Origin of the sequence: Candidatus Accumulibacter sp. ACC005, from assembly GCF_907163215.1 — a bacterium.
Taxonomy (GTDB): Bacteria; Pseudomonadota; Gammaproteobacteria; order Burkholderiales; family Rhodocyclaceae; genus Accumulibacter; species Accumulibacter regalis.
In genome coordinates, this window is sequence record NZ_CAJQUB010000006.1 from 154,086 (window position 1) to 180,181 (window position 26,096).

The 26,096-nt window shown below is 64.9% G+C and carries 21 protein-coding genes and 1 tRNA gene; 13 read left to right on the forward strand and 9 right to left on the reverse strand.

Annotated features, from left to right (window positions below; genetic code table 11):
- Positions 1-8 precede the first annotated feature (8 nt).
- Positions 9-1,088: a 3-deoxy-7-phosphoheptulonate synthase AroG gene (aroG, locus tag QZ613_RS07905; RefSeq protein WP_043569906.1), complete on the forward strand. Its 1,080-nt coding sequence runs from the start codon at positions 9-11 to the stop codon at positions 1,086-1,088.
- Positions 1,089-1,250: 162 nt separating this feature from the next.
- On the opposite strand, the gene rpmG is transcribed toward aroG, so the two are convergent.
- The 5 genes from rpmG to QZ613_RS07930 form a co-directional block, all read right to left on the reverse strand.
- Complete coding sequence (gene rpmG, locus QZ613_RS07910; RefSeq protein WP_034928807.1) at positions 1,251-1,406, reverse strand: 50S ribosomal protein L33; 156 nt, start codon at positions 1,404-1,406, stop codon at positions 1,251-1,253.
- Positions 1,407-1,420: 14 nt separating this feature from the next.
- The gene (gene rpmB / locus QZ613_RS07915) at positions 1,421-1,654 is read right to left on the reverse strand and encodes a 50S ribosomal protein L28 (RefSeq protein ID WP_043569901.1); all 234 of its coding nucleotides are present in this window, start codon (positions 1,652-1,654) and stop codon (positions 1,421-1,423) included.
- A 108-nt stretch (positions 1,655-1,762) separates the two neighbouring features.
- Positions 1,763-2,443 (reverse strand): DNA repair protein RadC, encoded by a 681-nt coding sequence (radC, locus tag QZ613_RS07920; protein ID WP_043569899.1) that lies wholly within the window; start codon positions 2,441-2,443, stop codon positions 1,763-1,765.
- A gap of 157 nt (positions 2,444-2,600) precedes the next feature.
- Positions 2,601-3,038: a thioesterase family protein gene (locus QZ613_RS07925; protein WP_043569897.1), complete on the reverse strand. Its 438-nt coding sequence runs from the start codon at positions 3,036-3,038 to the stop codon at positions 2,601-2,603.
- Positions 3,039-3,362: 324 nt separating this feature from the next.
- Positions 3,363-4,001, reverse strand: a complete 639-nt coding sequence (locus QZ613_RS07930; RefSeq protein WP_291867030.1) for a glutathione S-transferase family protein — start codon at positions 3,999-4,001, stop codon at positions 3,363-3,365.
- A gap of 298 nt (positions 4,002-4,299) precedes the next feature.
- Between QZ613_RS07930 and QZ613_RS07935 the strand changes: the two genes are divergently transcribed.
- The 3 genes from QZ613_RS07935 to QZ613_RS07945 all read left to right on the forward strand — a co-directional run bounded on the left by QZ613_RS07935 (position 4,300) and on the right by QZ613_RS07945 (position 8,157).
- Positions 4,300-5,739 (forward strand): HDOD domain-containing protein, encoded by a 1,440-nt coding sequence (locus tag QZ613_RS07935; protein WP_291867033.1) that lies wholly within the window; start codon positions 4,300-4,302, stop codon positions 5,737-5,739.
- A 136-nt stretch (positions 5,740-5,875) separates the two neighbouring features.
- Positions 5,876-5,952 (forward strand) — tRNA-Asp (locus tag QZ613_RS07940).
- Positions 5,953-6,417: 465 nt separating this feature from the next.
- Positions 6,418-8,157 carry a LysM peptidoglycan-binding domain-containing protein gene (locus QZ613_RS07945; RefSeq protein ID WP_291867036.1) on the forward strand — a complete coding sequence of 580 codons (1,740 nt, stop codon included), beginning with the start codon at positions 6,418-6,420 and terminating at the stop codon, positions 8,155-8,157.
- Positions 8,158-8,273: 116 nt separating this feature from the next.
- Here the strand turns inward: QZ613_RS07945 and QZ613_RS07950 are convergent, their stop codons facing one another.
- From QZ613_RS07950 to QZ613_RS07965, 4 genes are all read right to left on the reverse strand, one after another.
- Positions 8,274-10,301: a dipeptide ABC transporter ATP-binding protein gene (locus tag QZ613_RS07950; protein ID WP_043569890.1), complete on the reverse strand. Its 2,028-nt coding sequence runs from the start codon at positions 10,299-10,301 to the stop codon at positions 8,274-8,276.
- Positions 10,298-11,770, reverse strand: coding sequence for an ABC transporter permease (locus tag QZ613_RS07955; protein ID WP_043569888.1), 1,473 nt, complete (start codon positions 11,768-11,770; stop codon positions 10,298-10,300). The genes QZ613_RS07950 and QZ613_RS07955 overlap by 4 nt, the downstream gene beginning before the upstream one ends.
- Complete coding sequence (locus QZ613_RS07960; protein WP_043569886.1) at positions 11,770-12,747, reverse strand: ABC transporter permease; 978 nt, start codon at positions 12,745-12,747, stop codon at positions 11,770-11,772. The genes QZ613_RS07955 and QZ613_RS07960 overlap by 1 nt, the downstream gene beginning before the upstream one ends.
- A gap of 83 nt (positions 12,748-12,830) precedes the next feature.
- Positions 12,831-15,023, reverse strand: a complete 2,193-nt coding sequence (locus tag QZ613_RS07965) for an ABC transporter substrate-binding protein (protein WP_043569883.1) — start codon at positions 15,021-15,023, stop codon at positions 12,831-12,833.
- 181 nt (positions 15,024-15,204) lie between these two features.
- Here QZ613_RS07965 and QZ613_RS07970 point away from each other — a divergent pair, with 181 nt between their 5' ends.
- From QZ613_RS07970 to QZ613_RS08010, 9 genes are all read left to right on the forward strand, one after another.
- Positions 15,205-16,005, forward strand: a complete 801-nt coding sequence (locus tag QZ613_RS07970) for an SDR family oxidoreductase (RefSeq protein ID WP_291867043.1) — start codon at positions 15,205-15,207, stop codon at positions 16,003-16,005.
- Positions 16,006-16,102: 97 nt separating this feature from the next.
- Positions 16,103-17,320, forward strand: coding sequence for a hypothetical protein (locus QZ613_RS07975; RefSeq protein ID WP_291867046.1), 1,218 nt, complete (start codon positions 16,103-16,105; stop codon positions 17,318-17,320).
- 137 nt (positions 17,321-17,457) lie between these two features.
- Complete coding sequence (locus QZ613_RS07980) at positions 17,458-17,910, forward strand: DUF302 domain-containing protein (protein ID WP_043569877.1); 453 nt, start codon at positions 17,458-17,460, stop codon at positions 17,908-17,910.
- Between the two features lie 202 nt (positions 17,911-18,112).
- Positions 18,113-19,123 (forward strand): arsenosugar biosynthesis radical SAM (seleno)protein ArsS, encoded by a 1,011-nt coding sequence (gene arsS, locus QZ613_RS07985; protein ID WP_043569875.1) that lies wholly within the window; start codon positions 18,113-18,115, stop codon positions 19,121-19,123.
- A gap of 323 nt (positions 19,124-19,446) precedes the next feature.
- A complete protein-coding gene (locus QZ613_RS07990; RefSeq protein WP_291867052.1) occupies positions 19,447-21,591 on the forward strand; it encodes a bifunctional TVP38/TMEM64 family protein/FAD-dependent oxidoreductase in 2,145 nt (714 codons plus the stop codon).
- Positions 21,592-21,656: 65 nt separating this feature from the next.
- Complete coding sequence (gnd, locus tag QZ613_RS07995; protein WP_043569918.1) at positions 21,657-22,634, forward strand: phosphogluconate dehydrogenase (NAD(+)-dependent, decarboxylating); 978 nt, start codon at positions 21,657-21,659, stop codon at positions 22,632-22,634.
- Positions 22,635-22,672: 38 nt separating this feature from the next.
- Positions 22,673-23,368, forward strand: coding sequence for a 6-phosphogluconolactonase (gene pgl / locus QZ613_RS08000; protein WP_291867055.1), 696 nt, complete (start codon positions 22,673-22,675; stop codon positions 23,366-23,368).
- Between the two features lie 37 nt (positions 23,369-23,405).
- A complete protein-coding gene (gene zwf, locus QZ613_RS08005; RefSeq protein WP_291867058.1) occupies positions 23,406-24,998 on the forward strand; it encodes a glucose-6-phosphate dehydrogenase in 1,593 nt (530 codons plus the stop codon).
- A 103-nt stretch (positions 24,999-25,101) separates the two neighbouring features.
- Positions 25,102-26,085, forward strand: a complete 984-nt coding sequence (locus tag QZ613_RS08010) for a DUF3616 domain-containing protein (protein ID WP_043569871.1) — start codon at positions 25,102-25,104, stop codon at positions 26,083-26,085.
- Positions 26,086-26,096 lie beyond the last annotated feature (11 nt).

Below are 26,096 nucleotides of genomic sequence, written 5' to 3' on the forward strand. Positions count from 1 at the left end.
AATGCCTAATGACCTTGCAGAGCAAGCCCAACACCGACGACGTTCGCATCCGGGAAATCAAGGAGCTGGTCCCGCCAGCGCACGTTTTTCGCGAATTTCCGGTCGGCGTTCGCGCTGCAATGACCACCTTCGAAGCACGCCAGAACATCCATCGCATCCTGCACGGTGCCGACAACCGCCTGCTGGTGGTGATTGGCCCGTGCTCGATTCACGATGTCGATTCGGCGATCGAATACGCCACCCGACTGCAGAAGGAAGTGCCCCGCTTCGCCGACGACCTGCTGATCGCCATGCGCGTCTATTTCGAAAAACCGCGCACCACCGTCGGCTGGAAGGGCCTGATCAACGATCCGCGGCTCGACAACAGTTTCCGGATCAACGAGGGGCTGCGTCTGGCACGCGGCTTGTTGTTGCAGATCAACGACATGGGGCTGCCCTGCGCGACCGAGTTTCTCGACACCATCACGCCGCAATACACCGCCGACCTGATTGCCTGGGGAGCGATCGGGGCGCGCACCACCGAGTCGCAGGTGCATCGTGAACTGGCCTCCGGCCTGTCGTGCCCGGTCGGCTTCAAGAACGGCACCGACGGCAACATCCGCATCGCCATCGACGCCATCCGCGCCGCGCAATCGCCACACCACTTCCTCTCGGTGACCAAGGCCGGCCATTCGGCAATCGTCTCCACTGCCGGCAACGAGGACTGCCACGTGATCCTGCGTGGTGGCCAGGAACCAAACCACGATGCGGCGCACGTCGACGCGGCCTGCAAGCAAATCGCCGCCGCCGGCCTCGCCGCGCGGCTGATGATCGACGCCTCGCACGCCAACAGCAACAAGCGCTTCAAGCAACAGATCGAGGTCGCCAGGGATACCGCCAGCCAGGTGACCGCCGGCGACGAACGGATCATCGGCGTGATGATCGAGTCGCACCTGGTCGAAGGACGCCAGGATCTGGTACCCGGCCAGCAGCTCGAGTACGGCAAGAGCGTGACCGACGCCTGCCTGGGCTGGGAGGACTCGCTGCTGGTCCTGGAAGTCCTCGCCAAGAGCGTCCGCGACCGCCGCCTGGTCGAAGCCGCCGAGTAGCGAGCAGCGATTGGCATAGCCCGCGCGGCTGCTCGTAGCGGCGACGGGCGATGGCGAGCGAAAGCGCGGGCGACAAAAAGCGGAGCCACCGCTTTCGCGGCCGCCCCGCCCGTGGGAACAGCTTTCCGCCAGGAGCCGCGCGAGCACGCTCGCGCGCGTCGCTCAGCGGAGCTTGATTTCCTTGTAGATCACGTGCTTGCGGGCCTTGGGATCGTACTTCTTGATCTCCATCTTGCCCGGCATCGTGCGCTTGTTCTTGGTCGTCGTGTAGAAGTGGCCGGTTCCGGCGGTCGACTCGAGCTTGATCTTGTCACGCATAGCTGCTCTCCTGGTCAGATCTCGCCGCGCGCGCGCAGGTCTGCGAGCACCACGTCGATACCGTTCTTGTCAATAGTGCGCAAACCGGCGTTCGATACGCGCAAGCGCAGCCAGCGGCTCTCGCTCTCGATCCAGAAACGGCGATACTGCAGATTCGGAAGGAAGCGGCGCTTCGTTCTATTGTTGGCATGGGAAACATTGTTCCCCACCATCGGGCCTTTGCCCGTGACTTGGCAAACACGCGCCATGATTGTCGCTCCAATTGTCTGAGGGAAGAAAACCCGCGAGTTTAGCGCAGGCAGGGGGTCTACTTCAAGCGTTTTGGTCCCGGCGGCCGGGCTTTTCTCCGCCACGACCTACAACAGGCCTCGCTCGGCAAACGACAGCGGCGGCGATTGCCCGGCCACGATGAAATGATCAAGCACGCGCACTTCGACCAGCGCCAGCACCTGCTTCAGCTCGCTGGTCAGCAGTTCGTCGGCGCGCGAAGGCTCGGCCACCCCCGACGGGTGATTGTGCGCCAGCACCACCGCCGCCGCATTGTGCCGCAGCGCGTGCTTGACCACCTCGCGCGGATAGACGCTGGTCTGCGTCAGCGTCCCGCGAAACAGCTCTTCGGTGGCAATCAGGCGGTTCTGGGCATCGAGCCACAGGGCCAGGAAAACTTCATGCTGCAGGCCAGCCAGATGTAGCCGCAGGTAGTCGCGCACACCGCCGGGCGAGGCGAAGGCCAGCCCCTGCTCCTTCAGACTTTCGCCGAGCGCCCGCCGCGCCATTTCGAGCACCGCCTGCAGCTGCGCGTACTTCGCCGGACCCATCCCCGGCACTGCAGAAAAATCGGCCAGGCTGCTCGCAAACATGCGGTTCAGCCCGCCAAAGCCGCCAATCAACTCGCGCGCCAGATCAACCGCGCTTTTCCCCTTGCTGCCGACGCGCAGGAAGATCGCCAGCAATTCGGCATCGGACAGGGCGGCGGCACCGCGAGCCAGCAGTCGCTCGCGTGGTCGCTCGTCTTCAGGCCAGTCGCGGATCGCCATCTCGACACCTCAAGTGGTAGCCTCGGTCAGGCGTATTATCCGCCGTTGGGGCGAGCGATACAGGTGGCTTCGCTGCCGACGCCCGGTCCGGCCGCTTTCCATCGATAGCGCTCCTTTCCCCCTTCTCCATCTGCTTCGGCGACCAAGAGCCTGCCGGCTAATGGTCCTGTTGAGCGATCTTGTATGCGTTTTCCAACGCCTGCCTGATTGAGGCCGGAATTTCTGTTGCCCGGCGCGTTTTCGGGTCAAAGAAGACTTCTACGGTCTCGTATGTGGCATGCACTTCCCTAGTGTCAACATGCAGCATTCGCTCGGTAAAAGTACAGCTTTTGCGGCCAACACGGGTCAGCAAACTATCTACCAAAATCAGATCCCCTGCGAGCAGCTCCTGCAAGAACTGTACCGTCGCAGAGGCTGTTACGGTATGAACGCCAAACTCATCCTGCATTTTCCTGTGACTCCCCCAGTACAGCGGCCACAGGTGAAACGCGGCGTCATCGAAAAAATGACTATACCAACGGACATTCATATGGCCAAAGTTGTCGCAATACCACGGATGTACGACTCCGCGCAGGATCTCTATGGGTTCAGACATGATTCCTCTCCAGCAACTCTTTGCCTTTCAAAGCGATGACCTCCGTGTACGAAAATGCGCCAGATCGACATTTTCTGCGCCAGAAATCAGCATCGGCCACCATGCGCTTCGTTGCAAGCGCGGATTTGCTTGGTGAGCGAGATACTGCTCCAGGCCAACATCTCCATCGTCCACTCCGGGCCGAGCGCCCGTTGATGGCACCAGCCATGGCACGCGCAAGAGCCCCGCAGGCCGAGGATCGCGCCAGCTGTAGCGCCGCGCGATCGTCCCGACGGGCGCAACGCGACATCGCCCGCTGCATCGGCATCCTGCCGGGAGCCGTTCTCAATTGGCCGGCATCACCGCCTGGACGCTGCTGCGCTCGTTCATGCGGCCCATCCAGGCCTCGATGGTCGGCGTCGCCGCCAGCAAGGCCTGGCCTTCCGGGGTGGCGCGAAGGTAAGTCAATACCGGCAGCAGATGCAGATCGGCGAGACTCACGCTCGCGCCGCCGAAGTAGCTGCCCGCGCCCAGCAGCCGCGCGATCTCCTTGAGGAACAACGCGGCCCGCGGCTTTGCCGCCTCGACCAGGGCTTCGTCGGTCTGTCCGCCGAGCGAGGGCACCAGTACGCGCGGAATGAAGATGTCGGTGATCGACGCCGGGTAGCCATAACTTTCAACGATGCTCATCACCTGATTCATCCGCGCGCGTTCAACGGGCGTCGATGGCGTCAACGCCGGCCCGGGAAATACCTCGTCGATGTAACGCATGATCGCCGAAGCCTCGTAGAACGCGTTGCCATCGTGCTCGAAGGCGGGCATCTTTCCCCACGGATGGCGGGCGAGATGCTGGCCCTCCAGATGCTCACCCTTGACCAGGTCCACGCCGACGAGCGTGTGTGCGACCCCCTTTTCCGCCAGCGCCAGGCGCACGGAACGCACGTAGGTGCTGATGGCATCGCCATAAACAGTCGGTTGGCTCATGATTTGTCTCCTTTGCGGTGTTTGGGTGGTTCGTGAATGGCGTACGTCGGCTGAGGACCGCCGTACGCCCATCATTGTGCTCGCTGATCGCGCTTCCTGCACGCCGTCAATGGACACCAGGCTTGCGCGGGCGCGCTATTGCCAGCGGCCAGGATGGCCGTGATCGCGATTGACGGTGGTGGCCGTAAGCCCGGATACTCGCGTCGGCACGGTCAAATTCCTGACCCTTCGGTGGCCATACCCGTCGAGCAATCAGCGACGGCAGCTGATCGCCGACCACCAACGAGCGAGGCTGTGAATGGGACCGGCAGAACTTACCTTGGGCGATGCGTCGCTGATCACGGTCACCTTTCTATTTACCGACATCGAAGGCTCGACCAACCTCTGGGAGACCGAATCGCAGGCCATGCGCACAGCTCTGCAGCGTCACAACACGCTGCTGTCGGCGGCGATCGAGCGTCACCATGGCTATGTCTTCAAGACCGTCGGCGATGCTTTCTGCGTCACCTTCGACGATGCCGCCGAGGCGCTGCGGGCGGCCTGCCAGATCCAGGCCAGCCTTGCTGCCCAACGCTGGACGACCAGTTCCCCGCTGCGCGTGCGGGTCGCGCTGCACACCGGCCCGGCGTATCTCAGCAGTGGCGACTACTTCGGGACAACGGTCAACCGCTGCGCCCGCCTGTTGGCGGTCACCCTCGGCGGGCAGACGCTGCTCACCTCGCCGACCGAAGCGCTGGTCCGCGAATCCCTGCCGGCGGACACCAGCCTGCGCGATACCGGCATGCTTCGCCTGCGCGATCTGCCGCACCCCATGCACGTCTTCCAGCTGATCCATCCGGGGCTCGCGCCGGGCCTGTGCGAGCTTGGCGACACCTCGGGCGGACACAAGCTGACCGCCGAGCCGCTGGCGCGTTTCCGGCCGGTCGACCTCTACGAAGTCCCGACGCTGCCGGCAATCATCGTGCAGGCGCTGAAGGTCCTGCAGAACCCGAGCAGCGACGCCCGAGCGGTCGAGCGCGTAATCGTCAATGACCCGGCGATCTCGGCCAAGATTCTGCGCGTCGCCAACTCCGCGTTCTTCGGCTTTTCGCGCCGTATCCGCACCATCGCCGAAGCGGTGCGCGTGCTCGGGTTCACCAATGTTCAGGGGATGATCTTTTCGGTTGGCGCCTTCGACGCCTTCCGTACCGAGCGCCTGAACCTGACCGAGTTCTGGAAGCACTCGATCGCCACCGCCACCGCCGCCCGCTTCCTTTCTCCGCGCGTCGACTGCTCGCCGGACGAAGCCTTCATGGCCGGCATCCTGCACGACATCGGCAAGCTGATCTTCGCCATCCAGGCCGAACCCGGCTACCATCAAGTGCTCGAACTCAAGCGCGGCGCGACGCCAATGAGCAGTCTCGAAGCCGAGCGAACGCTGTTCGAATTCACCCATCCCGAAGTCGGCGAGATGGTCGCCGAACGCTGGGATCTGCCTGCGCGCTACGTCGCCGCCATTGCTCACCATCACGACCCGCAAGCGGCCGGCGACGAGCGCGTCTTCTGCGCCCTGATCGGACTCGCCGACCAGGCCGCCTACGCGGCGCTCGCTGGCCAGACACCGCCAGCGGAGCACGACGCCGAGCGCGCCGCGCTGCTCGAGACACTGTCATTGAGCCACCGGCAGTGGGACGATTGCCTGCAACACCTGCGCGACGCGCGAACCGAGATCGACAGTTTCGTCGGTGCGATCCGCTGATCCGAGGCGAGCTGGCAAGGCGCTTTTTTGCACTTGCTTGCCCGCTGAAATCCGCTATAATGCGCAGCTTCCCGGGTGGCGAGGGCGTCGCTGAGCAAGCACCGTGCAGCCGACAGAAGGGAAAAGCAGCAAACAAGGAGTGGTAGTTCAGTTGGTTAGAATACCGGCCTGTCACGCCGGGGGTCGCGGGTTCGAGTCCCGTCCACTCCGCCAGCACAAGAGAGAAAAAAGCCCAGCCAGACTGGGCTTTTTTCTTTTCGGGCCGTCCCCTGGCAGGTCCCAGAGGGCGAGGGCACCGGCTGGCGCGGTCGGCGGGCAAGCCGCTGGCGCTGCGCAAGCGCCCCTCGGGAGCGGAAATGATCGGCACGGCAACGAGATGTTTGTTCTATAATCATAGGCTTGTAGGGCAAAATTCAACCAGGTAACCCGAAGCAGGGAAACCACGCGGGCAAACCGGTTTCGTCGGGATCAACTGGCACCGCCCGAGAACGAGGACAGGACCTACGGATGACGCCACGAATAGCTTTCGCAATTGTTGCTGCTCTTGCCTGCGGTAGCGCTTGGTCGAACGAAGCGCAGAGTGAGAATCTTCAGTCCGATGTTCCAGCCCTGCGCAGTTCGGCGCGGGCCGAGGCAGTCACCACGGCAGTCCCGGCAGGAACCGATGGCCCCCTGCCAGTGATTGAAGTCGCTGCGCCCGCCCCACTCCCCGAAACCATCGACCTCACCTACGAGTCGGCAGAAATTTTCCAGCACCTGCGTCGCGGCTTCGCGATGCCGAACATCAGCAACTCGCTCGTTCTTCACCATCAGCAGTGGTACCTGAACCGTCCGGACTACCTGCGGCGGATGATCACCCGCAGCAGCCGCTACCTGCATTTCATCATCGTCGAGCTCGACAAGCGCGGCATGCCGTTGGAAATTGCCCTGCTGCCGATGGTCGAGAGTGCCTACAATCCGACCGCCTATTCGCGAAGCCATGCTTCAGGTCTGTGGCAGTTCGTTCCGGCGACCGGCAAGCAGTACAAGCTGGAGCAAAACTGGTGGGTTGACGAGCGGCGCGACATCGTCGCCTCTACCGGCGCCGCTCTCGATTACCTGCAATATATCTACGAGCTGCACGGCGACTGGCACCTGGCGCTGGCCTCCTACAACTGGGGCGAAGGCGCGGTCGGGAGAGCGATCAAGAAGAACGAGGCGCAGGGTCTGCCAACCGATTACCTGAGCCTCAAGATGCCTGAGGAAACGCGCAACTACGTCCCCAAGCTGCAGGCCTTGAAGAACATCTTCAGCAATCCAAACATCCTCGCCGACCTCGACATGCTCGGCGTCCCCATGCGCCCCTACTTTGCGACCGTCACCAAGCCCACCAATATCGACGTCAAACTGGCCGCCAAGCTCGCCGAGATGCCGGTCCAGGACTTCGTGGCACTGAACCCCTCGCATAATCGCCCGGTGATCAAATCCGAAACACCGCTGGTGATCCCGGCCGACAAGCTCGAAACCTTCAATCACAACCTCGAGGCGCACGAGGAAAGCGACAAGCCGCTTTCTTCCTGGCAGGCCTATACCTTGCGCCCCGGGGAGAAACTCGAACAGGTGGCGCCGCGCTTCGGCATGACCGTGGCCGGCCTCAAGGCGGCCAACGGCATCCAGGGTCGCGTGCGACTGGCGTCGGGAGCGACGCTCTTGGTCGCCGGCGAAGAGAATGATCCGCATGATCCGGCCCAGGCCGTCCAATTGAGCGCCCTTGGCGCCTCGTCCGAACCGGCACCGGTCGTTGAAAAGCCTGCGCCCGTCGACAAGCACGCCGTGACGAAGGCGGACGCGCCGCCAGCCGCGCCGCCAGCCGCGCCGGCGATGGTCACCCGCACGCGCACCCACAAGGTGGCTAAGGGTGAAACGCTGCTCGGCATCGCCGAGCGCTACGACATGAGCCTGGCGGACCTCAAACAACGCAACAAGCTACGTTCCAATCACGTGAATTACGGTACCCGGCTGACGGTGGTCACCAGCGAACCCGTGCGTAGCGCACCGGTGGCCACGGCACAGCGCCGTGTCCAGGTAGAGGTGGCCAGCAAGCCGGCAGCCCCCAGCGATGCCAAATCGGCGACGGGACACCGCACGCACGCACACACCGTACGGCGCGGAGAAACGCTGTTCAGCATTGCCCAGCGTTACGAAATGACCGTGGCTGAACTCAAACAGCTCAACAAGCTGCGTTCCGATCAGGTCACGTCCGGCAGCAAGCTGCTGGTGGACGCCCCCGCAGCAGCAGAGAAGCTCTCGTCGGTGAAGTCGGCCGCCGAGCCTGTCAAAGCCGGCGGCAAGCAGGACAAAGCAGCGGGAATCAAGGCCAACGTGGCCAAAGTCAGCTTCACGCCGGGCAAGAACTCCTCCAACGCTCCCGTAAACTAGCCCAACCCACAGACCGGGCAGACGAGCGGGCCCCTGCCGGCAGTCACTGCCCGGCAGAGCGCCGCGGCACGCGGCACTGCCGACCGTCGGGTACGAAGGCATCGCCCTCGCCTCGCTCACCTGGCAGCGTCCTGCGAATACAGGTGGCAACGCACGCTATGCGTCGCCGATAGCACACTCGTTGCGGGATAGCGCTCACGACAGGCGTCAGTCGCTTGTCGGCAACGCGGGTGAAAATGGCAACCCGTCGGCGGATTGGCCGGCGACGGCGTTTCCCCCGGCAAGCGAATGAACTCGGGCTGCGCGTCGAGGCGGGCGCTGGGAACTGCCGACAACAAGGCCCGCGTATAGGGGTGCTGTGGCGAACGCAGCACCTCGTCGACGCTCCCGCGTTCGACGATGCGGCCAAGGTACATGACCGCCACCTCGTGAGCGAGATGGTCGACCACTGCAAAGTTATGGGTGATGAACAAATAGGCCAGCCCGAGATCGGCCTGCAGCGTCGCCAGCAGATTGAGAATCTGCGCCTGTACCGAGACGTCTAGCGCCGAAGTCGGCTCGTCGCAAATCACCAGATCAGGCTGCACGGCGAGCGCGCGCGCGATCGCGATGCGCTGCCGCTGACCGCCGGAGAATTCGTGCGGATAGCGGTGGGCGGCAGCGGCCTCGAGGCCGACCTGGTCGAGGACGGCAGCGATCGCCGCCGCCCTTCCCTGGCGTTGCATGTCGATGCGCAAAGCGCCCATTCCCTCGCCAATGATTTCACCGACCGACATGCGTGGATTGAGCGAGGCGAAGGGATCCTGAAAAATCATCTGCATGCGACGACGCAGCGGCCGGCGTGCCTTGCCCGCCAGGCCGCCCAGTTCCTGCCCGAGCAGGCGCACGCTGCCAGCGCTGGCAGCGATCAGCTGCAGGATCGCCTTGCCGACCGTCGTCTTGCCGCAGCCCGACTCGCCGACCAGCGCCAGGGTTCGCCCGCGCGCCAGTTCCAGCGAAACGCCATCGACCGCCCGCACGTGCCCGACCGTGCGCTGCAGGATACCGCGCCGAATGGGGAAGTGCACGCGCAGCGCGTCGACGCTGAGCAGGGGCGTCGCAGCCGCTTCTTCGACCTCGACGGCCGCGGCAACGCCGGCGCTCGCGCCGGCGTCCGGCAAGGCGTCGAGATGGCAGCGCAAGCGATGGCCAACGGCGACCTGCCGCCATTCCGGCGCCTGCCGCCGACAGCGCTCCCAGGCGTACTCGCAACGACTGGCGAAGCGACAACCGCCGGGCATTTCGGCGAGCGGCGGCACCTGCCCGGGGATCGTCTCCAGCCGCCCGCCGCGGCGCGCCAGATCGGGCAAGGCGGCGAACAGCTTTTGCGTGTAGGGATGGCGCGCTGCCGAGAAGAAAACCGCGCGCGGCGCCTCCTCGACGATCTGGCCGGCGTACATCACCGCCACCCGCGTCGCCATCTGCGCGACGACGCCAAGGTCGTGGGTGATCAGCAACATGCCCATCGCCCGCTCGGCCTGCAACTGGCGCAACAACTCGAGGATCTGCGCCTGAATGGTCACGTCGAGCGCGGTGGTCGGCTCGTCGGCGATCAACAGGCGCGGATTGCCGGCCAGCGCGACGGCGATCATCACCCGCTGCTTCATGCCCCCGGACAGCTGGAAAGGGTACTCGCCGAGGCGACGTTCCGCGTCGGCGATGCCGACCGCGCGAAGCAGTTCGAGCGACCGCTCGCGCGCCGGCTGACCCGACAGGCCGAGGTGGCGCGCGAGCACTTCGCCGAGCTGATGACCGACGGTGAGCACCGGATTGAGGCTGGTCGCCGGCTCCTGAAAAATCATCGCCATGCCGCCGCCACGCACGCCGCGCATCTCGGCTTCGGGCAAGGAAAGCAGATCGCGGCCCTCGAAACACACCTCGCCACCGGCAACCCGCCCGGCAGCGGGCAGCAGGCGCAGCAGGCCGAGCGCGGTGGCCGACTTGCCGCAACCCGACTCGCCAAGCAGGGCCAGCGTTTCGCCGGCGGCGACCTGGAAATCGACGCCGTCGACCGCCGGCAGCAGCGAGCGGCCACTGACGAAAGCAATGCGCAGCCGCGCGACTTCGAGAAGGAGCCGTTCGTTCAACGTCGCCCCGTCGCTCATGCCGACCCCGCGATACGTGGATCGAAAGCGTCGCGGACGGCGTCGGCGAGCAGGTTCGCCGCCAGCACCAGGGCAAACATGAAAACGAAAGCGGCGGCCAGCGACCACCACACCATCGGTTCGCGCGCCAGTTCCATGCGCGCATTGTTGATCATCGTTCCGAAGCTGATCATCGTCGGGTCGACGCCGATGCCGACGTAGGACAGCACCGCCTCGGCAAGCACCAGGCTCGAAAAGTCCATCACCAGCGCGATGATCACGATGTGCATCAGGTTGGGCAGGATGTGGCGGCCGATGATGCGCAGATCGGCAACCCCGAAAGCCTGTGCCGCCTGGATGTACTCCAGTTCGCGCAGCTTCAGCGTCTCGCCGCGTAACAGCCGGCAAAGACCGGTCCAGCTGGTCACGCCGAGGATGAAGCACAGCGCCAGCAAGCGCAGGTCGGCACGTTCGGCGGCGGTGGCGAACCACTGCGGGTGGTTGTCGATGAGCACCTGCATCATCAGCACCGCAGCGGCGATCAGCAGCACCCCCGGAATCGAACTCAGCGTGGTGTACAGGTACTGGATGAGGTCATCGACCCAACCGCGAAAGTAGCCGGCGAGGACACCCAGGAAGATCGACAGCGGCAAGGTCACCAGCGTCGTCACCAGACCGATGACCAGAGCGGTGCGCACGCTCTTGAGGACCTGATAAAGGACGTCCTGACCAACCTTGTCGGTACCGAAAACATGGTAGTGGACGGCGAGCATGCCCAGCGGCAGGGCGACCAGCAGAACGGCGCCGGCAGCGGCGAGAACCGCGTTCCAGGCGAAATCGCTCTCGTTGCTCCAGATGCGCCGCCAGGCTTCCCTGTGCGCGCAGGCTTCCCGGTGCGCGAGACGCGCCGCGGTCGCCGCCGCCAGCGCCCACCAGGCGAGAATAGCCAGCGCCAGCGCCCTTAGCAAACGCTGCCCGATGTCGGCATCGCGACCCGCTTCGTCGGCGCCGAGATGAATGCCACCGTGCTTCAGGCGCGGATAATCGCGCGTTTTCTGCAGTTCGCCAGCGGCGTCGCGCGATTCGATCGACTCCTTGGCGTAGGCACGTGTCGCCAGCGGTTCCGAATAGGTTTTCTCGTTGCGCGTGCGCAGCGGCGTCAGGATCGCGTCGAGCAGCGACAGCACCTCGACGGCATACGCCGCAGGCGGCTTGCCGGCCGCACTTTCCCCGGGCACGGCGTCGCTGCTGGCCAGATGCCCGGCATCGTTTTCCAGGCGCGGCCGATAATGAAGCGAATCGAGCAGACCGACAAGAACGAAGACCAGCAACACCGTCGCCGAAGCCATCCCCGACCGACTGCGGCCGACCCGCTGCCAGGCGGTCCGCCACAGCGGATTGCGCAAGGACAGCCAGCCGAAAACGCCCGCCGCGACGAAGAGCAGCCAGATCAGCACATCCGACCAGAGGATGACGGGAAGGAAAGCCATCAGTTGAAACGAATCCGCGGGTCAACGAAGGTGTAGGAGAGGTCGGTGAGGATCAGGCCGACGATGTACAGCACCGAGCCAATGAAGACCATCGCCCGCACGACCGCGAAGTCCTGGGCGTTGATGGCGTCGATGGTGTAGCTGCCGAGACCGGGAATGCCGAAGAACGATTCGGTGAGCAGCGAGCCCATGAACAGCAGCGGGATGACCACCACCACGCCGGTCAGGATCGGAATCATCGCGTTGCGCAGGACATGGCGGAAGAGCACCGCCAGCTCGGAAAGTCCCTTGGCGCGCGCCGTACGCACGTAGTCGCGGGAAATTTCCTCGAGGAAGATGGTCCGATACCAGCGGGTGGACGAACCGATCCCCGAGATGACGCCGATCAGCACCGGCAGAATGACGAATTTCCAGGCGTCGAGACCGCCACCGTAGCCCGAAATGGGTACCAGCTTCCACATCTTGCTGATCAGAAACTGGCCGCCGATGATGTAGAACAGACCGGAGATCGACATCATCGCCACGCACAGCACGACGCCCCAGAAATCGAGGTAGCTGGCCCGAAAGAAGGTCAGCATCAGCGCGAACGAGACGGTCACCAGCAGGCCGATGACGAAGGTCGGCAGCGCGATCGCCAGCGACGGACCCATCCGCGAGGTAATCTCGCGGGCGATGTCGCGACCATCCTCGGCGCGCCCGAAATCGCCGGCAAACATCAGCGCCGACTTGCTGAAGAAAATGGTATCGGTGAACACCGCGCTGCCACTCGCTGCTTCGTTGATGAACAGCGGCTTGTCGTAACCACGTTGAGCCTTCCACTTTTCGATCGCCTCCGGGGTCACGCGCTTGACGCCGAGCTGCATGCGCGCCATGTCGTCGGGGGTGTTGACCACGAAAAACAGGGCAAAGGTGATCACGTTCACGCCAAGCAGAATCGGCAAGGCGTAGAGCAGGCGGCGAACGAGGTAGGCGAGCATGGTCGGCGACTATACCGCAAGCAACGCCGACGGACCGCCGTTGCGGCAAGACAGGCCGATCGCGGGCAACAGCAGCACCCCCATCAGCGTGCGGTCCCGCGCTCGCGGCGCCGATAACCGATCGCTGCCGGCAGGATCACGGCGACCAGCAGCAGCAACGCGACGAGCAGCGGCCAGAGCACCGGCTCGTTCCATTCCTGCCGCAAGCGCGCGCGCCGGGCGACGTCGATACGCTGATACTTGAGGATGTTGTTGCCGACGTCGGTCGACTTGCGGTTGTGCAGCCAGCTATGACCGAGGGTATAGCTCTTCGGATGAAAACCGTAGATCCACGGCGCATCGTGCTGCAGCAAGGCGATCGCCTCGCGGATGATGGCCAGGCGCTCGGCGCCGCGCGGCCCGTCGCTTTCCATGTTCTTCATCCGTTCGAAGAGGCGGTCGTACGCGGGGTTGGCGTAGTTGGAGGCGTTCTCGCCACCGACCGCGACCTTGCCGTCGGTGCCGTCGAGCAGGAAGAGGAAGTTCTCCGGATCGGGATAGTCGGCGTTCCAGCCCAGGTAGTAGAGCTGCACCGCACCCTTGCGGAGTTTCTCCTGGAAGCGGTTGAAGTCGGTCGAGCGAACGACCAGCTGGATATCGAGCTTGGCGAACTGCCGGGTCAGCCAGTCGAGGCGCGACTTCTCGCCCATGCCACCGCTGGTGGTATCGAGATTGACGACCAGCGGTTCGCCGGTCGTGGCGTTGCGGCCATTCGGCCAGCCGGCTTCGGCGAGCAGTTTGCGCGCCACTTCGATTGCCTTGCGTTGCGGGCGCCCATCGACCCAGTCGTACACCACTGGATTGTTACCGTCCTCACCGTCGAGATAGCCGAAGATTCCCGGCGGCAAGGGGCTGGTCGCCGCGATGCCGCGACCGTTCATGAAGATGGAGATGAACTCCTCCTGGTCGACGGCGATCGACAGGGCCTGGCGCAGCTTGATCGCCTGCTCCGAGAGGCCGCCGACGACCGGATCGAGCATGTTGAAACCCATGTAGAAAACCGAGGGGCGGACGCTGGTCAGCAGGTGGATTCCCTTGGCGCGCATCTCGTCGGTCAGGCTCACGTCGCCGCCGACGCCGAGGCGCACCGCCTGGTCGAAGCTGTCCGACGAAATCCCGGAAGCGTCGTAGTAGCCCTGCAGGAACTTGTTCCAGTAGGGAATCGCCTCCTTCTCGCGAGAGAAAACCGCCTTGTCGATGAACGGCAAGGGCTTGCCGCAGTCGGCCAGCAAGCCTGCCGCCTCGTCACCGGGTTCGCCGACGCAGGGATAGGTCTCACCATGGAAATTCGGATTGCGTTCGAGCACCATGCGGCTGTTCGGATCGTTGCGCGTGAGCATGAACGGTCCGGTGCCGACCGGATACCAGTCCAGCGTCAGGTTCTTCTCGGCCATCCCCGGCATGCTGTAGAAGCGGTCCACCTCGCGCGGCACCGGCGCGAAAAAGGGCATCGCCAGCCAGTAGGGGAACTGCGGATACTTGCCGTGCAGCTCGATGCGATAGGTGTAGCGATCGACACGCGTCACGCCGGCGAGCGGGAAGCGATCGAGATCCAGCCAGGCGTCTGACGGCATCTCTTTGGCCGCCTCGCGCAGTGTCTCACCGAGTTCGCCCAGTCCGATGATGCGCTCGCTCATCATGCTGAAGATCGGCGAATGCAGGCGCGGGTGCGCCAGACGCTTGATCTGGTAGATATAGTCGTCGGCGACCAGTTCGCGCGTGCCGGCGTCGGGAAAGTCAGCGATCTGATCGATGCCGCGCAACTTCTCGGCGTCAAGATCACGATACACCGGCTGCCCGGCGGCATCGGTGGCGAAGGCCGGATGCGGCTGGTAACGGATACCCGGGCGAATGCGAATGTCGTAGACACTGCGCGCAATCTCGGCCACCGGCGCGTCGGCCGGCAACTCGTCGCCCCGTGCGTCGTAATAGCGCGCGACCGGCACCTCCTCACTGGTCGCCGGGATCAGCGTGTACGGCCGCTTCAGATAGTGGTACTGCAACGGTGGCTCGTAGATCTGCGCCGTGAAGGTGATCTCGTCTTCGCTGTACGACTGCACCGGATCGAGGTGTTTCGGACGGTCGGTGAACGCCGCATAGAGAATGTTTTTGCCGCGCTCGGCCTGCGGATAGGGGTCGTTCTGTTCGCTGCTGCACGCCGCGAGCAGGAACAGCAGCGACAGCAGGAGAAGGACAGGCTGGAGGAGCCGTCGAACGGCAAGGCGAAGGGCGGGCATGACCTGCAGTTTACCGCGAAGTCAGCTGCCGTGGCGGCCGCGGGCCGCATTGACCAGCGGCCGACGCCCGACGGAGCGCGGGCTTTTGGACGGCGGGCCATGCAATTCCCTTATAATGCGTCGGTTACGCTGATTCGCAACCAAGCTGCCAACGCAACCCCTTCTAGTTACGGGAGAAGTCATGGGATTCCTCGCCGACAAGCGCATTCTGATCACCGGCGTACTGTCGAAGCACTCGATCGCCTACGGCATTGCCAAGGCCTGCCACCGCGAAGGCGCGCAGCTGGCCTTCACCTACCAGAACGAACGCTTCGAAACGCGTGTCGCCAAATTCGCTGCGGAGTTTGACAGCACCCTGGTCTATCGCTGCGATGTCGCCGAGGATGCCGACATCGACGCCCTCTTCGCCGCTCTCGCCGAGCAGTGGGACGGCCTCGAAGGCCTGGTGCATTCGATCGCCTACGCCCCCGGCGAAGCGATCGAGGGTGACTTCCTCGACGGCATCTCGCGCGACGCCTTCCGCATCGCGCACGATGTTTCCTCGTACAGCTACGCCGGACTGGCCAAGGCCGCCCGACCGCTGCTTCTCAAAGGCCGCAACCCGGCCCTGCTGGCGCTCTCCTACCTCGGCGCCGAACGCACCCTGCCCAACTACAACACCATGGGCCTGGCCAAGGCCAGCCTCGAAGCGGCCACCCGCTACCTCGCTTTCTGCCTCGGCCCGCAAGGCATCCGCGCCAACGCCATCTCGGCGGGACCGATCAAGACCCTGGCCGCTTCCGGCATCGGCAACTTTTCGCGCCTGCTCGCCTACAACGCGCACAACGCGCCGCTGCGTCGCAACATCACCATCGACGAAGTCGGCAACGCCGCCGCCTTCCTGCTCTCCGACCTGGCCAGCGCGATTACCGGCGAGATCATGTACGTCGACGGCGGCCTGAATACGACTGCGCTCGGTAACGCCGACCCGATGCCGGGCTGAACGAGTGAACGCCTGGGCCGCTCTAGCGGCGCCAGGCGTCGCACCGCCTCACTGGCTCGCCATGGCGTGCTCCCAAGCCACCAAGGAGACCATCAACATGAAATCCCCCAGTCCACGGACCGCTACCTCGGGGCTCGCCAAAGTGGCTCGCAGCGCCGCTCCAGCACTGTTCGCTCTGGCCGTCGCCGGCTGCGCCGGCCCACCGGTGCTGGAGCGGCAGGTGCTCGGCTACGACGAAGTCACCAGCCGCCTCGACCAGAAACTTCTGCTGCTGAACATCGCCCGCACCGACAACGGCAAGCCGGTACACTTCACCTCGACCTCGACCATCGCCGCAACCTTCAACTGGACGACCACGCTCGGTGTCGGCGGCGAGTGGCACCGAACGTCGGGCGATAGCTTTCTGGGCCTGAACGCCGGCACCGGCGCCTCCGAGAACCCGACCTTCAGTATTCATCCGCTCTCCGGACAGGCGTTCACCGAGCGCGTTCTGACGCCGTTCAAGGACCAGTCATTCGAGTTCCTGGTCTTCCAGGGCGGTGCGATTGACCGCGTGACGCGGCTGCTCGCTTCCGGGATCGAAGTGCAAAACAGCGACGGCAGCTTCGCCCGCTTCATCGCCAACGACCCGGCGCTAGACCAGGAGTACACCGAGTTCCGGCGCATCGCCACGCACCTGCGCTGGCTGAATGACAACCGCAAGCTGTTCGTGCGAACGCTGGTCTTCGAGGAACCGATAGCGCCGGCGTTGAAGACGGCACCGAGCGCGGCCGACGTCATCAATGCCGACAAGGAGGGTCTGCAGTGGCGACGGACCGCCGACGGCAGCTACCAGTTGGCGCGCTTTCAGGCAGGGCGTGTAGTGGTGATGAACGTCGATCCGATGTCGCTCAGCAATCAGGCGCGTTTCGAGCTCAATGAGCGCATCAAGCGCAACCCGCGCGGCTTCGTCTTCCTCGACGTCCGGCCGGACGGCCCCGGCGGCGATTTTGCCATTCGCGGGGCAATCAAGCTGCGCAGCATGCTGCAGATGCTGGCCTTCGTCGCCAACGGCGCGCGTGCGGTTCCCGAGTTTGACGTCGCTCCCGACCCGCGCACCGGGCCGACCGCGGAGAATCCCCGCTCCTCACTGCACATCGAGATCTCCGATTCACCCCCACCAGGAACGATCGCCTCGGTCGACTTCGCTGGGCGCAGCTACAGCGTCGGCGACACGCAATGGGACCGCGCCACCTTCGCCATGCTCGGCGACCTCTTCCAGACCGCCGTCGGCGAGGTCAAGGGCGTCGACCTGCCGATCACCATATCCAAGTGAGTGCCTGGCAAAACCGCCACCGCGGTGCACCGCACTGAGGTTGGTCGCGAACGACGCGGCGCGGTGCGGCGCTTCTCGGAACCCTGATTTGCTGGCATAGTGAATGAACCCCCGAGCCAACCTGAAAGGAGTTCTCCATGAAGACCCTGCACTCGCTCGTCGCCCTCGTCCTGATGGCACTCGTCTCGCTGGCCTCGGCTGCCGACGGCCTGGTGCTCGTCAAGAGTCCGTACAGCGCGACGGAGACGATGACCCGCTTCGAGAACGTCGTCAGGAAACGCGGGCTCACCGTCTTCGCGCGTGTCGATCACGCTGCGGGCGCGGCCACCATCGGCAAGTCGTTGCGGCCGACCGAGGTGATCATCTTCGGCAATCCGCAGGGCGGAACGCCGTTCATGGAATGCGCGCAGACCGTCGGCATCGATTTGCCGCTCAAGGCGCTGATCTGGGAGGACGACAGCGCGCAGGTCTGGCTGGGTTACAACGACCCCCTCTTCCTTGCCCAACGCCATGGCGTCGGACAGTGCCCGGTCGCCGAAAAGCTGCGCCAGGCATTGGCTGGTCTGGCGGAAGCCGCTCTGGCGCCATAGCGAAGGGAGCGGGGTAGTGAGCCCGTGCCGACCCGCCAACTTCCTTACCATTCTCGATGGCCAGCGCGATCAGCGCGAAACGCCGGGGGTGCGTCGTTGCCTGCGTGTTGACGGTCGTTTCGCGCGCCTCTGATCGCGCACGCTGTAAGGAAATACCGCTTGCTCTCGACCAAGGCAGGACGATCAACCGGAGTAAAACCAAATGCATGCCACCCTGCCCCTTCTCGCGATCAGCACTTTTCCGGCCTTGAGCCGGCGCTCGGTCGAAACCCTGCAGGTCAACCTTGGCTATCGCTGCAATCAGAGCTGCATCCATTGCCACGTCAATGCCGGCCCGCAGCGCAAGGAGGAAATGACCGCCGAAACGGTCGACGCGCTGCTTGCCTTCATCGCCGCCAGCCCGGAAGTCAAGGCGCTCGACCTGACCGGCGGCGCCCCTGAATTGAACAGGCATTTCCGCCGCCTAGTGGTGGCCGGGCGGCAACGCGGTCTGCGCGTCATCGACCGCTGCAATCTGACCATTCTCGAAGAACCGGGTCACGAGGGCCTCGCCGAGTTCCTCGCCATGCACGGCGTCGAGGTCGTCGCCTCGCTGCCCTGCTATCTCGAAGAGAACGTCGACCGGCAACGCGGCAAGGGGACCTTCGACGGCAGCATCCGCGGCCTGCAGCGCCTCAATGCGCTGGGCTACGCGGCAGCCGACAGCGGCCTGATCCTGAATCTGGTCTTCAACCCGCAAGGGCCGACGCTGCCGCCGCCGCAGGAGGCGCTCGCCGCCGCGTACCGCGACCATCTCGGGCGCGAGTTCGGCATCGTTTTCAACGAACTGTACACACTCAGCAACATGCCGATCCAGCGCTTCGGGTCGATGCTGATCTCCAAGGGTCAGTTCAACAGCTACATGCAGCTGCTACGCGGCGCCCATCGCGACGAGAACGTCGAACACGTGATGTGCCGCAACCTCCTGTCGATCGACTGGCAGGGCTACCTCTACGATTGCGACTTCAACCAGCAACTCGGCCTCCCGCTCGGTGTCCCCTCCGGCGCGCTCGGCCAGCCGCGGCTGCACATCAGCGAGGTCAGCGCAACGGCGCTCGAAGGCCGAGCGATCCGCGTCGCCGAGCACTGCTATGGCTGCACGGCGGGACAGGGATCGAGTTGTGGCGGTGCGCTCGGCGACGAAGTCGCCGCGGCGCCGACCTGCAACGGCTGATCGCTTGCTGAGAGTCGCGTCGGAAATGCGCCGCCACTCCAGCCCGCGCACGTCATTGCGAGGAGGCTTAGCCGACGTGGCAATCCAGAGGTTCTGTTTTCCGCCTGGCTGATGTGGCGGACGGGTGGTCAGACAATGGAACTGGATTGCCGCGTCGGCTGCGCCTCCTCGCAATGACGGTGGCTGGGGATGGTTGCACGGTCTTGGTGACGTGGGCAGCGGTGTGGAGCCGGTCAAATCCCGCCACCCACCGGTTTCACGCTGCTCTCAGGGTTGCTGAAGGCCTCATCAGGAATGCAGCACCACTCTGGATCGGAAAGCCCATGAATATTCGACGACTGCTGCTGATTGCTGCACTGGCTGGCCTGCTGGTCGCCTATTTCGCCCTCGACCTCGGGCGCTTCCTGAGCATCGAGCACTTCAAGAGCCAGCAGGAGGCGATCGAGGCCTGGCGAAACGCGCAGCCGGTCAAGGCGGGCTTGCTGTTCTTTGTCGCGTACGTCGCCGTGACCGGCCTGTCGCTACCCGGTGCGGCGGTCATGACGCTAGCCGGCGGCGCCATTTTCGGCCTGTTCTGGGGCCTGCTGCTGGTTTCCTTTGCCTCGTCTCTGGGCGCCACCCTGGCCTTCCTGGCGTCGCGCTTCCTCCTGCGCGACTGGGTGCAGAAGCGCTTTTCCGACCGCATGCGGGCAATCAACGCCGGCATCGACAAGGAAGGCGGTTTCTATCTCTTCACCCTGCGCCTGGTGCCGCTCTTCCCTTTCTTCGTCATCAACCTGGTGATGGGGCTGACGCCGCTCAGGATGCGCACCTTCTACTGGGTCAGCCAGCTCGGCATGCTCGCCGGAACGCTGGTTTACGTGAACGCCGGAACGCAACTGGCCAGGATCGACTCGCTGGCCGGGATTCTCTCGCCGGCGCTGGTCGCTTCCTTCGTTCTGCTCGGGTTCTTCCCGCTGATCGCCAAGAAGATCGTCGACGCCCTCGCCGCGCGCAAGGTCTATGCGGGGTGGAAGAAGCCCGCACGCTTCAACCGCAACCTGATCGTCATCGGTGCCGGTTCCGCGGGACTGGTCACCGCCTACATCGCCGCGGCGGTCAAGGCGAAGGTGACGCTGATCGAGAAACACAAACTCGGTGGCGACTGCCTGAACACCGGCTGCGTGCCTTCGAAAGCCATCATCCGCTCGGCCAGGCTGCTCTCGCACATGCAACGCTCGCAGGAATTCGGCATCCGCGAAGCGAAGGCCGAATTCGATTTCGCCGAGGTGATGGAGCGCGTGCAGCGGGTCATCAGGACCGTCGAACCGCACGACTCGGCCGAGCGCTACTCCGAACTCGGCGTCGAGGTGATCGCCGGCAGCGCGAAGATCGTCTCGCCGTGGGAGGTCGAGTTGGTGCGCAACAGCGGCGAACACGAGCGGCTGACGACGCGCAGCATCGTCATCGCCACCGGCGGCCGCCCCTTCGTACCGTCGCTTCCCGGTCTCGAAGAAGTCGGCTACTACACCTCCGACACCATTTGGGAGCTGCGCCAACTGCCGCGCCGCCTGCTCGTCCTCGGCGGCGGCCCGATCGGTTGCGAACTGACGCAGGCCTTCTCCCGTTTCGGCGCGCAGGTGACGCAGGTTCAGCAGGGGCCACGGATCATGGTCCGCGAAGACCCCGAAGTCTCGGAAATGGTCACCCAGCGCTTCCGCGATGAAGGCATCGCCGTGCTGCTCAACCACCAGGCGAAAGCCTTTGTCGTCGAAGACGGCGAGAAAATACTGCTCACCGAGCACCAGGGCGAGGAAGTGCGTATTCCCTTCGACGCCCTGCTGGTCGCGGTCGGCCGGGCAGCCAACCTGAGCGGCTACGGCCTCGAAGAACTGGGCATTGCCGCGGATCGGACGATCGAGACCAACGACTTCCTGCAAACGAAATACCCGAACATCTACGCTGCCGGCGACGTCGCCGGGCCCTTCCAGTTCACCCACACGGCCGCCCATCAGGCCTGGTACGCGGCCGTCAATGCGCTCTTCGATCCCTTCAGGAAGTTTCGTGCCGATTACTCGGTGATCCCCTGGGCGACCTTTGTCGAGCCCGAGGTCGCGCGCGTCGGGCTCAACGAGACCGACGCCAGGGAACGCAACATCCCCTACGAAGTGACGCTCTACGGCATCGACGACCTCGACCGGGCGATCGCCGACGGCGAAGCGCACGGCTTCATCAAGGTGCTCACCGTCCCCGGCAAGGACCGGATTCTCGGCGTCACCATCGTCGGCGAGCACGGCGGCGACCTGATCGCCGAGTATGTCCTGGCCATGCGCCACGGCATCGGGCTGAACAAGATTCTCGGCACCATTCACATTTACCCGACACTCGCCGAAGCCAACAAGTACGTCGCCGGCAACTGGAAGAAAGCGCACGCACCGCAGAAGCTGCTCGCATGGGTCGCGCGCTTCCACGCCTGGCGTCGCGGCTAGCCAGCCGCGCCGTTCGTCCGCGCCTGCGCTTTGCCGATTGAACTGCTGATCGAGGAGTAATGACGATGCAAATTGCGATGCTGGGATTGGGCCGCATGGGCGCCAACATGGCGCGGCGACTGCTGCAGGGTGGACACGACTGCGTGGTCTACGACCCCAAGCCGGAAACCGTGGCGCAACTCGAACGGGAAGGAGCGACGGGCGTCGCCAGCCTGGTCGAGCTCGCGGAAAAGCTGACGCCGCCGCGCGTGGCATGGATCATGGTCCCGGCGGGCGAGATCACCGACGCGACGGTGATGGAACTGGCCCACCATTTCGCCGCTGGCGACGTCATCGTCGATGGTGGAAACAGCCATTTCAAGGACGACGTGCGCCGCGCGCGACTGCTCGCCGAACGGGGCATCATTTATCTCGACGCCGGCACCAGTGGCGGCGTCTGGGGCCTGGAACGAGGCTATTGCCTGATGGTGGGCGGCGACGCGGCGGCGGCGAAACGGCTCGAACCGGTTTTCCGGACGCTGGCGCCAGGTCCTTCCGGCATCCCGCCGTCGCCGGGGAGAACGCCCGGCAGCACTGCCGAGCAGGGCTATCTGCATTGCGGCCCGGCCGGTGCCGGACACTTCGTCAAGATGGTGCATAACGGCATCGAGTACGGCCTGATGCAGGCCTACGCCGAGGGTTTCGACGTTCTCAGGAACGCCGACAGCGACGCCCTGCCGAGCGATCAACGCTACGATTTCGACCTCGCCGAGATCGCCGAGCTGTGGCGGCGCGGCAGTGTGGTGACGTCCTGGTTGCTCGACCTTGCCGCGGCGGCGCTCGCCAGGCAGCCGGAGCTGTCCGGCTACAGCGGCTTCGTGCAGGACTCCGGCGAGGGGCGGTGGACCGTTCAGGCGGCGATCGACGAGGCGGTGCCCGCCGAAGTGCTCACCGCTGCGCTCTACGCCCGCTTCCGCTCGCGCCAGGAACATACCTTTGCCGAGAAGATGCTCTCGGCGATGCGCGAGGGCTTCGGCGGCCACGTCGAGCCGACACGCAGGTAGCTTCTCGTGCGCAACAACGCCGAACCGAGCTGAACGCCGTGCAGCGGCGCCGCTGGCACGAATTCGACGGCCGCAGCGACCTCGAGCAGGCCGCCGCCAGCGCCATCGTCACCAGCGCGCAGCGAGCCATTGCCGAGCGTGGCGCCTTTCACATTGTTCTTGCCGGGGGCACGACGCCGCGCAATGTTTACCGCGCACTGCGCACGGCCACGACAGACTGGTCGGCGTGGCATATCTATTTCGGCGACGAGCGCTGCCTGCCGCCTGCCGATCCGCAGCGCAACAGCGCGATGGCGAGCAGCGCATGGCTCGATCAGGTGGCCATCCCAGGCCGGCAAATCCACCCGATTCCAGCCCAGTTGGGGCCCGAAAAGGCAGCGCACCGCTACGCGCAGGAAGTCGCCCGGATGAACGGCGGAAGTGACTTCGATCTGGTACTCCTGGGCCTCGGCGAAGACGGTCATACCGCCAGCCTGTTTCCCGGACAGGCCTGGGAAAGCGCGATAACGCTGCCGCCCGTGATCGCCGTTCTGGACGCTCCCAAGCCACCACCGCAACGCGTCTCGCTGAGCCCCGAACGGCTGAGCAAGGCGAGGCAGGTGATCTTCTTGGTCAATGGCACAGGGAAGCACGAAGCACTGCGCGACTGGCGCAACGGCGAGCCTATTCCGGCAAGTCGGATCACGCCCGACGGCGGTGTCGATATCTTCGTCAATCCCTCGCCCAACTCCTGAAGCACCCGTTTCAGGACGCTTTCGACAGGAGAAAACGATGTCTACGATGTTACCCGCTTCGCCCATTCCGCCTCCGGGCGACTTGACCACTTCCCGCGCAGCGCCGGCGACGCCGCTGCCCGCGGCCGAACCGTGCACGGTAATCATTTTTGGTGCCACCGGCGACCTGACGCGGCGCAAGCTGATCCCGGCGCTTTTCCGGCTGGCTTGCGAGGGCTGCATGACCGAGCACTTCCAGGTCCTGGGAATCGGTCGCCAGCGCATGGCCGACGACCGCTTCGCCGAGCATCTGCGGGCGGGTGTCGCCGAATCGCCCGAGACGACCGAGGCGACCAAGAGCGCCGCTGGCAATTGGCCCACCTTCGCGGCGCGGCTGCATTATCTTCAAGGCGACTTCGCCGACCCCGGAACTCACCAGCGACTGGCAGCCTACCTCGATGCACAGCCCTCGCCCGCCGCCGCCAACCGTCTGTTCTATCTGGCCACCGCGCCCAGCGCCGCCCCGCTCATCATTCGCCAACTTGCCAGCGCGGAACTGAACCGGGCGCAGCGGGGCTGGGTGCGCATCGTCATCGAGAAACCTTTTGGCCGTGACCTGGCGTCGGCACGCGCTCTCAACGCCACGCTCGCCGAGGCCTTCGACGAAGAACAGGTCTATCGCATCGACCACTATCTGGGCAAGGAGACGGTGCAGAACATCCTCTTCTTCCGCTTTGCCAACGCGCTTTTCGAGCCGGTGTGGAACCGTCACCATGTCCGATACGTCGAGATAACGGCCGCCGAAGCGCTCGGTGTCGGACATCGCGCGGGCTACTACGAAGAATCGGGAGCGCTGCGCGACATGGTCGCCAACCACCTGCTGCAGCTCCTGGCATTAACCGCCATGGAAGCGCCCGCCTCGCTCGACGCCGACATCGTCCGCGACAAGAAGATCGAGGTTTGGCGTAGCATCCGCCCGATGACGCCCGACGAGGTCGGCAGACATACGGTGCGTGCGCGGTATGCCTCGGGGACCATCGATGGCCTGCCGGTCCCCGGCTACCTTGACGAAAACGGCGTTGCCCGCGATTCGCGGAGCGAGACCTACGCGGCGCTGGAACTGGCCATTGATAACTGGCGCTGGGCCGGTGTGCCCTTCTATCTGCGTACCGGAAAACGGCTCGCGCGTCCGCTCACCGAAATCACCGTTCACTTTCAGCAGCCGCCGGTTGGCCTTTTTCCCAACGCGGCGGCGGTCGACGCCAACAACATCGCCCTGCGCATCCAGCCCGACGAGGGGATCAGCCTCGCCTTCGGCGCCAAGCAACCGGGAATGGGGAAAGAAGCGACGCCGGTGAGCATGGACTTCTGCTACCACTCGGCTTTCGCCGGCCAGCCGCCCTCCGCCTACGCCGTCTTGCTGCTCGACGCGATGCACGGCGACCCGACGCTGTTTACCCGTCGCGACGGCGTCGAAGCGCAATGGCGGCTGATCGGCCCGATCGAAGACGCCTGGGCCGCGCAGCAGGACGAACCCCTGCCCGCCTACGCCGCCGGCAGCGATGGCCCCGCTGCAGCCGACGCCCTGTTGCGTCGCAACGGCCATCGCTGGCGCTCGATCGCCGACAACGTCGGCAGGTGTCACATCTGAGACGCGCGATTGACGACCCCTGTCGGCGCCGTGGATACTGCACGGAACAGCGAAGGAAACACCGAAGTCGCTGCCTCTCAGCCCTGCCCGGAGAATACCCCCCTTGACACCGAACACGCCCCCCTCCTTCCGCACCCTGACCGGCGTCTATGAGCCATCGGGTATTCAGCAACTCCCCGATGGGCGCTTCGTCGTCGTTGAAGATGATAGCCGGCAAGCGCTCAGCGTGATCGACATCGGCGCCGATGGTCGCGTCAGCGTCGCGCCCCTGGCAACCCACGACGCCCAGCGCGAGGTCAGCGTGTTCGACCAGATCCGCGACGCGCTCGGTCTGCTTGGCGACGACCCTGAGCGGGACGAAATCGGCGAGCTCGACGACCTCGAAGGCGTCGCCGTGGACCGCGCGGGGGTCGTCTATGCGATCACCTCGCACTCTCGCGACAACGACGGAAAGGTGTATCCAGCGCGAGAAAAACTGATCCGCTTTCGCATCGACGGCACGAGCGTCGTCGACGCCGGCGTGGCCACCGGCGTCAAGGGCGCCTTGACGGCAGCGCACCCGGCACTCGCCGCGGCCGCCGAAATCCGCGACGTCAAGGCCGACGGCGGGCTCAACATCGAGGGGCTGACCATGAGCCCCGACCAGCGCGCCCTGCTCATCGGATTTCGCGCGCCACTGCTCGGCGGGCGGGCCATCATTGCTTACCTCCAGGACCCGGAAACGCTGTTCGACCAAGGCGCCGAGCCACGAATCGCCGCCAGGCTGAGCACGCTCGATCTCGCCGGCAACGGCATTCGCGGCATGACGTACGTCCCGTTACTCAAGGGCTACCTGGTCATCGCCGGCCCAATCGCTCGCGCGCAGGTGCAATTCGAACTCTGGTTCTGGAGCGGTGATGATCAGGACCCGGCGCGCCGGGTGAGCGTCGCGGGCTTGCCCGGCTTCGAGCACGCCGAGGGGATCAGCGCGGCGGTGATCGACGGCCAGCCACGCATCGTCATCGTCAGCGACGACGGCAACAGAAAGCAGGAGCGCTTCGCCCGCTTCCTGCTGCTCGACCCGGCGCAACTGCAGATCGCACCGTGAGAAGGCGAGAG